General features: G+C 48.7%; 9 protein-coding genes. All 9 read left to right on the top strand.

The features are described from left to right. Positions 1-9 precede the first annotated feature (9 nt). The 9 genes from DZK30_RS09360 to DZK30_RS09320 all read left to right on the top strand — a co-directional run bounded on the left by DZK30_RS09360 (position 10) and on the right by DZK30_RS09320 (position 13103). Complete coding sequence (locus tag DZK30_RS09360; RefSeq protein WP_118973863.1) at positions 10-1455, top strand: hypothetical protein; 1446 nt, start codon at positions 10-12, stop codon at positions 1453-1455. 10 nt (positions 1456-1465) lie between these two features. After that, complete coding sequence (locus DZK30_RS09355) at positions 1466-2998, top strand: hypothetical protein (protein WP_118973862.1); 1533 nt, start codon at positions 1466-1468, stop codon at positions 2996-2998. A gap of 2 nt (positions 2999-3000) precedes the next feature. Beyond that, positions 3001-4161 (top strand): hypothetical protein, encoded by a 1161-nt coding sequence (locus DZK30_RS09350; RefSeq protein WP_118973861.1) that lies wholly within the window; start codon positions 3001-3003, stop codon positions 4159-4161. Positions 4162-4168: 7 nt separating this feature from the next. Further along, on the top strand, positions 4169-7087 hold the full coding sequence (locus DZK30_RS09345; protein WP_118973860.1) for a fibronectin type III domain-containing protein: 2919 nt from the start codon (positions 4169-4171) through the stop codon (positions 7085-7087). A gap of 13 nt (positions 7088-7100) precedes the next feature. Continuing rightward, entirely contained in the window at positions 7101-9395 is a 2295-nt protein-coding gene (locus DZK30_RS09340; protein WP_118973859.1) for a hypothetical protein, read from the top strand. Positions 9396-9398: 3 nt separating this feature from the next. Beyond that, on the top strand, positions 9399-10769 hold the full coding sequence (locus DZK30_RS09335) for a hypothetical protein (protein ID WP_118973858.1): 1371 nt from the start codon (positions 9399-9401) through the stop codon (positions 10767-10769). Positions 10770-10771: 2 nt separating this feature from the next. After that, positions 10772-11074 (top strand): DnaJ domain-containing protein, encoded by a 303-nt coding sequence (locus tag DZK30_RS09330; RefSeq protein WP_118973857.1) that lies wholly within the window; start codon positions 10772-10774, stop codon positions 11072-11074. 88 nt (positions 11075-11162) lie between these two features. Further along, entirely contained in the window at positions 11163-12050 is an 888-nt protein-coding gene (locus tag DZK30_RS09325) for a hypothetical protein (protein WP_118973856.1), read from the top strand. 9 nt (positions 12051-12059) lie between these two features. After that, positions 12060-13103, top strand: coding sequence for a hypothetical protein (locus DZK30_RS09320; RefSeq protein ID WP_118973855.1), 1044 nt, complete (start codon positions 12060-12062; stop codon positions 13101-13103).

Raw genomic sequence — 13103 nt, 5'->3', positions numbered from 1 at the left:
TAATCCAGAATGGACTTGAAAATAGAAATATCCGGTATCGATTTTGTGTTTGACGGCCACTCCTTCTATCACAAAAGAAGATTTGGGCACAGTGTCGAGTTTGGCGCCTTACTAAAGCTCAATCAGGAAACGCAGGAATGGATAACGGCCATATCGGAGCAGCTCCGGGAAGAACGTACAGATATGACTGTTACCTGGAAGGGAGAGCAGCTAGCCGCAGCAAGTGCGCTTTTCCAATGTAGCTATGTGCTTCATGAAACGGAACCACGGTTATTGCTGACTTGCCGGCGAAATGAATTTGAAGCATACAAACCCGGCCCCTTTGTACCCAGGAAGAGAGTGCTGAAGGGCAAAAATATGCTGGAACTGTTCCGGAAGTATTTTCTTCAGCTTGTGGCCATCGAAGATCATATAGAGGCGGCGCTGCAGAAAGTGAAATTCCCCGATAATGAAAAAACGAACCTCATCCAGTTTGGCTATACCGATTACGAAATGATGCAGAAAGTACTGAACTGGTACAATACCCAGGTCGCATTGCAGGATACGCTTACGGTATCGGGCAGCGCAGAGACACTCCGTTTTGACCTGGTATGGGCGCAGCCCGGAAAGTACATCAGTCTGGGCTATAACGAAAGCCGGAAGCTGGACGATCATATTGCGTCATCGTATAAGGAGGACATTCGTATAGGCTATGGCGACAGAACCTTACCGATCATTTACAAATCGGGTATCGTTCCGCAGAATGCCCAATATATACTCAACCGGGGCGGTTATACCCGGGAGGAATGGCAGCCCTGGAGCACCATAAATGTACCTGCCTTTTATAAAGGGCGCTTTGTCTACGAAGTCATTGATACGTTTAAGGATGCCCGGGTAGGCAACCTGGGATGGGAGACACGGATCACTACCCTGGCCAGGCAGGAAGAGCTGGATGTACCGGCGCAGGAGTTCGGGGCGTGGTCGGGTATGGGTACGGTGAAGAAGCGCTCGGCGACAGATTGCTGGATGGAAGTGGAGCTGGCCGATTTTGAGAATGGCGCCAACCTGCTTGATGTCCGGGTAACGACGGCCTATAGCGGCCACCATGGTAACGCAGGCTTTCACCTCGTGCCCGAAATGAATACGGAGGTGCTGGTGCATAAAAGCTGCAACTGGAAGGAACCGGTACTGCTGTTGTCTAATGTAAGGTCTGAAGCCGCAGCGGGTAAGGCGCCGTTCTGGAAGCTTGAAGATGCTTCACAATGGGAATTCACCAGCCTGTCGGTAAGCCTGAATGATGTGACGACTACCGCCTCCAAAAACATAGTTATGCAGACCAAGGAAATTAAGGCCACTGCTGAAGATAGCATTGCCATGCAATCGAAAGAGATCACTACTACAGCGGAGGAAAGTATAACGATGAAGACAAAAGCAGTAACGGCCAAAATGAATAATTCGGAGATGGATATTTCCTAAACCCAGACCCATGGAAAATAAACTGTTTGCTATATACGATGAGGCCGGATTCACGGCAACTGATAGCTACTTCCTGGACAACCTGGGGCAGGGCACTAAGGAACGGGGCGAGAACCTGCAATTGTATATGAGTGTAGCGGCCGGTGTATATGGTGATTTTCCGGTATTGACTTTTGCAACCGATGAAAGCCGCCTTGTCTTTTTCAGAAAGATATTGGCAAGCGGTTCTGTCTATACCTTTTCTACGATGCCCCGGCATTTGCTGGAGCGATTTGATAATGTACCCATTCTGTATGCCGGGTTTCGTATCAGATGCTTCCTGGCAGGCGATAAAGAGGGACAAACGGTAACAGCAGGCCGCTGGATCCGCTTTGCTAAGGATGTAGATAACAGCGTAAGCGCTAATACGCAATCGACAACCCGCTTACTGGATGAAGAATCGGCCGCTAAAGATGGCCTATATAAAGCATACTTTAACGCTATTGAAATTACTATTCCGGAAGATAAGCTGAACGAATTTTATACCAACCTGTTTGAGGGAAGGACCCGTTTGCCCATCTGTTTACCACCATCCATAGGGACAGCAGACAGATCTTATTGGGGCAGGTATACTCTTGATAATAAAACAGAAGTTTCCCTCCCTGCCCTTCGTAAAGCGTTTTGGAAGCAGGTGCTTTCTTCCGATGAATGTGATAAGAGCTGTCTCTTTGTCCGCTTGCTGGAAATGATGGATCAGCCGGTGTTTACAGAATATATAAAAGATGGCGCCTTTTTCTCTTTAGGCGCTTATAGCCGGGAGAGCGGGAGAAAGGAAGTAATGGACGCAGGCGGTACGCCGGCTATTGCCTTCCTATACCCCGGCGCAGCGGTGAGCAGCAAGGATTTTCTGCGGGAATGGCGGCTGTCTTTACTGCGGGTCGACGACCCGGAAGATAGCACAATAGAGAAGATCAGGACAGCCGTCAGAGACGACCTGCAATCTCAGATCCCGGGGAGCAATACGGCACTGGAGCCTGCCGGCCATACACTTCCCACATCCTGGGATAGTATTGATACCGGTTCGTTCAACAACAGGAAAGCAAGAGGTGTGGATGGCTTTTGGACAACGATAGGGCAATTTAGAGACGAATACAGCAATACGGATGTTGCCGCATTTATCGATCAGTTTATTCTAGGCCCTTCCGCGGCGCAAGGATCTACGGCGCATGATCACGACCTGGCTTTGCTGTTACTCACCCGTTATTTATGCAAGTTTCCTTTTGCGCACCTGCCCACTTATAATGATGCCGGTGGCCTGAAGGAATTGGCAGACCTTGAGATCGTATGGCAGCACTTTGCACTGGATTTTATTGCTGCGGGGGGAAAGCTGCAATCCGATCCCATGATGGTGAAGGGCAATGGAAAGTATACTTACGATAAACCGGTGACCACACAGCAAATTTTCCGGCAAAGACTGCTGCTGCCGCCTTCCGTATCGGTTGAAAGCACCTTTACCGCCATCCTGGACTATCCCAATGCCCTCGATTTTAATTTCATCTTATAACTATGAAACAGCCTATATTCTTTCCCGGGAAAAGACTTTGTGCCGCCGACCTGATCCGTCTCGAGGAATACGCTTTTTCGCGGACCAATATTATCGACCGCGATCATGGCGTTGTCCATTTGTATAACCAGGGGGCGAGGCCGCAACAAAGCCCGGAAAGGGGACGCAATTTTTTCCTGCTGAAAGAAGTTTCGGGCATTACCCCTTCGGGCAGACCCGTAAGCTTTAAAAGCGGCAGCAACAGGGATACATTGAAGCTGGAATATTCTTCAAGAGGGGTATTGATATGGGATATTTATGTGGTAGACAGGCATCCCACAGATAATGAGAGCGGGACAGACGAAAAATACCGGCTGCTTCATGAACCGGTTGACGACCCCGAGACCCGCAAGCCGGAATTGTTTCCCGACAGGCTTTATATAGGTCGCTATAAATTGACGGGCGATGAGGCGCCTGAGATCATTGCACCGCCTTATATCTATAATCTTGCATCCTTTAATTTCCCCTCGGGTTGGTGGCAGGACTGGACCTACCCTATACGGGAAGCCCTGAGAACGATTTCCCGGAAAAACCAGGATGCGCATATTGAAAGCTACATCAGGCATATCTTATACAATTATCCCTTCTGGCCTTTGTCGCAATTGTTGCGGGCAAGTAACGAGCTGGCCTGGCTCTGCGCGGGAAATGATATAGAGAATCTGCTGGATGAAGGCGCCATAGCCGATTTGCAGCAAGAGCAGATAGCCGATCTGCTTACGGATGCTTTCGGCGATATCGCACCCATAAAAATCCCCGAAAAGATAGGCGAGATACTTGGAAGCACCGGGGTGAAGCGCTGGTCATTTATTCCGCCATCACAGTACGATATCAGCGGCCAGCGCCTGCTGGAGCTTAAGAACCGGTTCAACGGCCGGCACGAGATCAAGTTCCGGTTCCGGCACGATATAGATATTGCCCCCAACGAGTTGTTGAAAGTGGATCACCTGTATGAGTTTGTTGCGCCCCGTTTTGAAGAGCCGGACAATTTCAACGCATTATGTCCCTGCTATACGATCGAATATCCGGGTGTAATGGAAAATGAGACGTTCCGCCTTACCTGTCCCGACTCCTGGAAAAAAGAAGATTTCTCCATTTATTTCCGAACCCTCACTGAAGATAAATAGAGGCGCCATGCAAAATATCCTGAATATAGATATCGGCACGAAAGCGTTCCTGCCAACTTTTACCACTTATTTCGACCGGTTGCTACGGCCCGTTGATCAGTGGATACTCACTGAAATCATGGACGATTGGCGGGAAAAGTTTAAAGACCCGCTTGCCGAAAGTGACTACAGGCTGTTTATGCAGGCGGCCAGGGATTATCTGCTTCAAAAAAGAAAGCAGCGAAACATTGACATTACCTGGCTGGAAGCAATACTTTTCATCTCCCTGCAACGGTTTTCAAAAGCAGTAGATAAGCCGGTCATATGGACGACAGAGTTTGTGGCTTATCAGGGAAACAAGGCTATTGATGCTAACGAAGAAGTATTGAAGAAGGTCCTCGAGTTGTACAATAGCTGGTGCGATAACCCGGGCAACAACGACAATGGCTTTGCTCAGCCTTATGCATTCTATCTTGTATTCAATACCGTCGTGGAAGACGATGTGCTCAGGAAGTATATTTCTATGCGCAGCGATAATGATCCCCTCAAGATATACCTTACCATAGGAGAGCAGGGTGCATCTAAGCTGGATAACCGCATTGTCAATTTTGCGATAGACTATTACCGCAACGGGAAACGGCTGATCGCGCCTACAGATACGCAGCAGGATATTTATGCCACCGCGCACTTCCGGCTGCTTAATTTGAAAAGTGTCAATATTGATCACATCATTGATCAGCCGGTAACTTCGGCCCGCATCAAGATTACGGCTATGGGCATTATGGCCAGCGGCAAATCTACCATCTTTAAAAGAATGCGGGAAGTGCTGACAAGCCCTTCCGGAGGGGGTAGCTACGACAGCAATTTTGCCATTACACAGCTTAGTGTTATCCGGAATTCCGAAGGTGAAGGCGAGGTCAATAATTTCTTTGGCTCCATCTCCCGGCGTACCGCAGCGTCCCGCCTGGATACAACAGAGCTTACGGGGCAGATCGCGATCAACAACCAGCAATACGATATCTCCGTAAACGACACAAGAGGCGGGATCATGCTGGCGTCACCACCCAAATACGACAGGACCCTGTCGCTGCTTCAGGATCAGAACTATCCCTTAGAGCGCCTTTTGCTGGAAACAGATCTGCTGTTGCTCGTTATGGACCCGGAGACCATATTTTATCAGGATGCAGAAGATGTGTTCACTTTCGGCAACCTGCTGGACCTGATAGAAAGCCGTCTCGATTATTTATTTCATCACAGCAAACATGCCATGATCGCCGTTGTATTCACCAAGTTTGATGAGTACGGGTCGGTGATCAAAGGACCGAGAAACCTGATCCATAGCGAAGAGCAGGCTGCTTATCTGAAGCAGTTCCTGGAAACAGGCGATGAGAGCATTTTGAATAGGCTGATCTCCGCTATCGGCGATACCTATGTCAAACGGAATAAAGAAGACACGCTGCTGCGGCAAACGATCATGCTCTTGCTTAACCGTCTTAAATTCCTGCTCAGGCGTATCGTTCATTCCCGCCGGCACCCGGTTATCAATTTTTACATAGCGAGCACCGCCTCAATGAAGGACAACGAAAGGTCACATTGGACGGGCATCACGGATGTTTTTAATGATTTCTCAGATTATCTCGGCTGGCTCATCAAAAAAAAGCAGGAGCTACGCATCCTTCCACCTTCGGGTGTAACGGTAACGAATAGCAATGCCTATCCCGAGCTATCTTTCGAAAACAGGAATGAAAAGGACATGTCCTATGTTGTAGAGCGAAAGATAAATGACGGCAGCTTTAACGTTTGTGAGAGCGGGAGAGTAATCAATGCCAAAAACGGCAGTGTATTTACCGATAAGGATGCGGAGTTTGGCAAGCTATATACCTATCGCCTGTACTTTGTTGATTTTTCCAGTGAGAAAAATGCCAGCAAATACTCTGAGGAGGTGGCCATCAATCTTCCTTTGCTCCCTATTTTACCGCCGGTCGAAATCAGCGCCGGTCTTTCGGAGGGTAGTGTGTTGATCGAATGGCGCAACGCCAACAGGGTCGCAGTAAAGAATCTGCTGGAAAGGAAGCAGCCGGGGGAAGAGTTTCGGACCCTGGTGAACCTGAAGGAGCAGAACGGCAGCATTGCCCGGTATGTGGACAAAGATATAGACCATGGGAAAAACTACATCTACAGATTAAGGGCGCACGAAGCAGCCAATACAGATAACTTCAGCGCTTTTTCAGACGAAATAAAGGTCGTCGTTCCCCGAAGGAAGCTGATACCCCCTGCCCTGCTGCAAGCAGCCTTGCTGAACGATCGTATTAAGCTGAGCTGGAAAAATGAGAATGGCTTTTCAATCGGCTTTACCATAGAACGTAAGCTGACCGGCAATGCCGAATGGCGAAAATTATCCGAGGCGCAAAAGCAAGATGCCCATTCCGGCTTTTATCTTGATAACGATGCAGAGTTGGGTAAGGAATATATATACAGGATACGCTTTGCCACGCTGGACAATGAGCCGGTCTACAGCGACCCCGTTGAAACAAATCCGGTGAAGACACCACCCATGGGTATAGAGAACCTTGACTGGGAGCTGAAACCGGGTAAGGATCAGGTAGAATATGTGGAGCTGAAATGGAAAGAGCCCGAAAACCTCTATGCGGTGTTTTATAAACTCAGCAGGAAGACGAAAAACCGAGAGGGAGGCTTTTCCGCGCCCATAGACCTGAAAACAAATTTCAAGGGAAGCCAGCATAGAGATACCATTATCAAGAAAGGCTGCAGCTATCAATACGAGATCCAGGTATTCGATGCATCGGGAGGCACCTTGCCTATGCCGGCAACCGAGACAGAAATTATTGCCATACCCACTTCCAACAGTGCATTGGCGATCCTACTGATCGTGATCATCGTTCTGATTATCGTTTTTTTATTAATAAAAATTTCCGGATTGGTTTAAAACCTCATTATAAATGGAATTCCGTCATTTTGTTTATGGAAAATTCAGCTCAAGGTTTCCTGAATTCGGAACCATGGTCGCCGGTCCGGCACATGGCCCTGAAGTCGGGAACGGTGACTATAAGGCAGTACAGGAATTTATCATTAATAAGCTGGATGCGTTGCTGTACGGACATATTCCTTTCTCGTTCTCTGTACTTCCGGAAGTCCTTTGGGCCTTTAAAGAATATACCCTTTATATCCGGTTTTTCCCCCCCTTGCCCGATCAGAGAGGAACGCTGGTGGCGCCGCTATTTCATTGCTTTTTATTGGATGAAGCCGACCTGAAAGCCATTGACTATAGTCCCTGGAAGCTACGGTCTTTTTTTGTGAAGCAATATGAGGAACTTTCTATTATTGGTCACGACGGATCGGTATGGCTCTCTCAGGAGGAGGCTAATCGCGGGGGGCAAAAAACAATCGGAATTGAAATGACAGCGGCATCTTTCCCGGCCAGCAACGGGCAGCTTGTCAAACCGGGGCGGTACCAGGATTATTACAATGTCGTTGCCAGGGACGCGATTGCTACCTTGGCGTCGCTCGAACCGGAACAAAAAATGTCGCTGTTTGCTTCGGGTATTCTTTTAAATGGGAATGCCGAATTATTGCAAAGATTCAGTAACAAATCCATACACTTTGTTTTTACAGACCTCCGGGAAGACCAGGGAACAGCGACCGCTTATAACCAGGTAAGCGGTACACAGCTGGGGATGATTGCCCCTGATGAACCTGCCGCGGAAAAAGAACCAGTGGTGATGCCAGCTGTCTCTCAAGCGGCGATGGATAGGCCAAAGATCAGTGAAGCACAATATCCTGAGCATCCTGTGGTCGGTCCCGGCATAAACAATCATAATAAGGAGCGGGAGCATGTCGACGATCTTAAAATTGTTGAGAGCCGGTTCTCCGAAGAAAACAAGCTTCGTCTATCGGAATATGAACCTGTCCCGACGGGAAAGCTACCTGAGGACGGCGGCACCAAAGTGGAACGTATCGAATCGGGAAATGCAAGCGACATACAGTTCCGGATAGGGAACGAAAATATATTCACGGCTACCATTATCATATCTAAATCGGCGGTCGATATACAAGATGCCCTTTGCGACAGCTTCCAGATAAAAGGCCGCTCGGAAAGGGAATTTACCGACACAAAAGTCGAAGAGGGGAAAAGCTATATATACCAGGTAAAATCGATGGTCAACGATACCGAGACCATACAGACATTCCTGGTTACCATGCCTCCGCGCCCCATAAGCCAGCTGAACCACACCCGAAGTCATCCGGGAGCCGCTATCAGCCTGGAATGGACAGCATCATTAAATGATTTTCCTGTTATCTATCGCCTGGTAAGGACGACGACCGATCATACAGGAAAGGTGGAGCAGTATACGGAAATGGTTCCGGCGAACAGCTATACCGACAACTATATACCCGAAAATGCAGCAAGCATCAAATACCGTATCAACGCCGAGAATGAGACAACCGGCCAGGCCGGTCAGGGCGTGGAGACCAGCGCAATTGAGATGCCCAACAGGCGACGCGCGTCCGAGGATCATCTTTCACCGGCAGATACGTCCGGGAAGTTTCTCTCTTTTATTAAGAGGAAGAGGAACACCCTTATCATCGCCGGCTTGCTGCTAATCGTGGCGGCACTGGTATGCTATATCCTCAGCATAAAGGCCGGGACGGGGAAGGAAATCCGGAGAGAGAAAGGTGGTACGCAAACAATTGTACATCCAAAGCAGGATATACCTGCCGGTGATAACGATGTAGAAAAGCAAAAAGGGGAGCAGCCTGCTCCTGTTACAGAGGGCGATGCAACTACCGTAGAAGATGATGAGACGACCAGTAGCACTGAGGCTGAGAAGGGCGTATTGGAGGCGGCTAAATTAAAAGCAGAGAGTAAACCAAAGCCGGCGGGTCCAAAAGCACCGCCCCGCGGAGCCGGACAGGCGAAACAGCACGACGGGCAGAAAACGGATCCTTCTACAGGAAATGGAACCGCCTCAGGGAGGGCACAGCAAGCGGTATCACGGATTTCAGCCGCGGATCCGACACTTATATCAACGGGAGATGCAAAGACATTAATCCCGTCGGTTACGAATAAGCCTTCGGCAGAGACAAAGATGGATAAAACAGCCCAGGATGCGCCGGCCGAAACGGCAAAAGAAAAGGGAGAAGAACAAGGAGCGGGAAAGGAAGCAAATAAAGATGCCGGAAAGTCCGCTGCAACGAAGAAGGGTAACAGAAATAACAGGCCCAAAAAGAAATAGCATATGCTTCGTCCCATCAACTATATCCTGGCCGGCTTTTTGCTGCTGCTGTCGGTCTCTTGTTTAGGCAGGAACAACGTTATTGTTCTGGTAGACCGGCAATTGCTTGAATTTGATTCCAGCGCGATCGCCTACATCGATAATGCGGCGGAGCTACGCCGCGAACTGCTTGGTGATATGTATTCAAGACTCAACAGCACGCTTCGTGGTTACGGAGCGGATAACGACTACTATATTTATCTCGGGTGGGAAAATGAGAGTGGGTTCTTTTTTTCGGCAGGAGGATACGCTGCCGGCGCCCATTCTTTGGCCGACGTCAGGGACCTGTACGATAGCCCCGATGCGAAGACCAACAATCATATTTTTGACCTGCTACATACCAATAATGCACAGATCGACAGGCAGTTTCCCGGCGTAATATATGATACTACGCTGCTGCTGATCTTCAGTAAGAAATCCTTTGCCGGTCTTTTCAATGGCATCCCGCAAAATACCTCGCTGATGTTTTCGGAAAAAGATGAATTCCGTTACAACAGCAGGGATCTGCACAACTATGCTTATGCTGTCATTGGAAAAGGCGTACTGGGAGAGGATTCGATCGTGACGCGGTCGGAAGTGATCCCGCTTAATGAAGTCTGCTACCAGCTTGCCCCTAAGGCCTCCAATATTTTTAATAGCTATAATATTGGCAATACGCCCTCCTTGTTCCTCGCTATGAACCGGAGGACCATGCCCAATAGCACGGGCGTCGAGCTGTATCCGGTAGACGGATCGGGTGATATACGCACGACCCTCGTAGGCCAGACGCAGGCTGGCATCGAATGGTGCCGTTTGTTATTTGTGGAAGGCGGGGATAGCCGGCGTAATCTCAACATAGCCACCCCTCTTTTCAATGCGTCCAAAGGGAACTGGCCCGCGATGCTGGAGCAGCCGCTATCTGCTGTCAATGCTTCTTTCCCCTTGTATAGCCTGTTGAAGAATACCCTCGTGCTGGATAGTATTATGCCGGCAGATACGCTCTATACGGGGCGTGTGGCTGTTAAATACCGGATGCTGGATCCCCATTATAATCATGCTGCATTTATCGACACCATCTATTTCCGTCTCCGTGTGGAGCCGCCGATGATGCTGGAAGAAGGGCTCTTTAAGAAAACGCTGATCGACAATGGTGTGCTGGTACGGTATGGTTTTAAGCTGGGGCCCGGCAGAAGCTGGACGCAGACAGAGATCATAAGCCGGTATGGTAAAAATGTTAAGATTGTGCTGGCTGCCATACTGTTACTGGCATTCTTTTCTATAATCCTTATCAGAACCTTCCTTATCAGGAAAAGAAAGTTTACGCTCAAAAACCTAATTACATTTTACAGGAAATAATCATGAGTAATTATTACGAAATAATGGAGGTTGGCAGGAGCGCATCGGCCGATGAGATCAAGAAGGCCTTCAAGCGGCTTGCCAAAAAGTATCATCCTGACGCTCATCCCAACGACCCTGCTTTGGCTAATAAATTTAAAGAGGTCAATGAAGCGCATCACGTGCTGGGCGATAGTATAAAAAGAAAGGCTTACGACAGGCAGCTGAATAATGATAGGATACCGCCCGGAATGCAGGCAGGGTCCGACGATCAAAGGTCTGCCGTCAACGACCTGCTGAATACTTTCGACAAGTTTGATTTTTAGAATACTTAAATCTCGGTATGGGAAACATTGACCGGATTGTGGAACCAGGCACCAAAGACCACCTGCCGAAAACCAAAACGATATAACCATGAATCTTTCTTCCATCCGGATACTGGCGCCTGCCATTTTTATGTTTGTGCTACCCGCATCTGGTTATGCACAATCGAAGCACAGCTCTGCCGATACGACAATAAGAAGCAGGCTTAACGGGACATGGGTCCCGCAGCTGGGTGATGGCGAATACCCCAGGAGATCCAGGGGAAAAAGCACTATGATCGCCAATTACTTCTACCTGGAACTCTCTTACCCGATCACCAACAATAGTTTTAATAATCCTGCAGCCTCCGGTCAGATCGCGGCTATGCCTTTCTCCTTCAGCAGCCCTATCTCCCCCAATTTTAAGGGAGGCCTGGGTATTGGCAAGGTGGCCCATTTCCTCGATATCGCGACGCCAAGAGTACGCCTGGGTATCAATGTGGACTTCAGCGCTCAGGCCTTTGGCAAAGGGGACAATAGCAGCCATGACTCGGCGTATCAGGCAGAAAGTAAAGGAACATATATCGCTTCGCTGGGTGTTGGTCCCCAGGTTACCTTCAGGCCGATGCCTTTTATGCAAGTGGGTGTCTACGGGAGGATCGGTATCTCGGGGCTTTACAGCAATTACCAGAATACTGAATTCCTTAAAAATCCGAAGGGGGAGATACAACGTTACGATGCCGGTGTAAACATGTATAACTTCTCCATTAACCAGGATCTGGGTATCGACATCACCATCTATAAGCTTTTGGTGGGCCTCAAATGGACATTTCTCAAAAGCAGGCCAGGCAGCAATCAGTTCTATACCGAAAATGATACCGATAACCGCGTCCTCTTCTTCGCCGATAAGGAGGGTAAGAAAAACGTCGGTACCCCGGCCCCTATTGATCAGGCAGTAAGCTTCAATCGTATTTCCATTTTACTGGGTATTACCCTTTAGACCAAACCTATGCGCAAATTATTTCTTTCCTGTCTTTTGATCCTGTTCCTTACCCGCCTGCAGGCGCAGAATATAATCGGCGATACCATCAGGGTATTTGATCAGGCAGAAACAAGCATTTTGTTCCCTAAAGATGCCGTTATACGAGACATTCAGCTTACCGACAAGCAAGGTTTTTCCGTCAAGGTCAACCCCGGTAATAAGATCATGATTACGGCTGGCGCCGGCGCAGAGACATGTGGCATGTCGCTTGCCGAGGTGAAGAAAGGCACGCAAAAGAAGTTGAGACAGCATTATTTCCTGCTTGTGCATGAGCATGCACTCTGTACCAGGCCCGATGTGCTTTACCACGACTTGTCCACCACCGAAAAGATAAAAGCCAGGATAAGGGATATGCATGAATATGATGGCAGGCAAGTACAGCGGCCGGCCACGGCACGCCCTTCGGAGGCCAATGCGCCGCCGCCTACTGCTATTGCTGCCGGCAATAAACCTGTAATAGCAATCGCCGGACCGGAGCAGGAGGATACTTCTATGATCTCGCTTGGCGGGGATCTTCGAATCAGTAAAGAGGCCTTCCGGCAAAAGGCATTTATCAAAACGAAAAGACTAAGCACCTTTTTATCCTTTTTGTGTAATAAAGCGAATGCTCCTGATGCCTGTAACGAAGCTATTGAAAGCGCCCTGAGCCTGTTCATTAATGAAAATGTGCTGATAGAAGTTTCGTCCAAAACGACCGGGGAAACAGAACCCAAAAAAGTAAGGACCTACCTTAAAGATATGGTGGCGCTACGTTACAGCAAAGTCGAGCTTAGCTGGAGTAAGCTGCAATATGTAGGAAAGCTGGAGATGCAGCCCGACAGCACCTTGCGGGGCTTCGTGGAATTTGAGCAGCGGTTCAGTGGTTTCCTGGATCAGAAAATAGTCTATAGCGATGTCACCAGGAAAAGGGTAGAGGTTGTATTGAAATTAATGAAAGTAAAAGAAGGCGGCGATTATCGTTTGCTGTGGGATGTTCTTTTATCGGATATCGGCGTAGAGTCGACAAACTAA

Origin of the sequence: Taibaiella koreensis (genome assembly GCF_003545715.1) — a bacterium.
Taxonomy (GTDB): Bacteria; Bacteroidota; Bacteroidia; order Chitinophagales; family Chitinophagaceae; genus Taibaiella; species Taibaiella koreensis.
The sequence above is the reverse complement of the archived record's forward strand: the minus strand, read 5'-3'. Positions and strand labels throughout refer to the sequence as shown.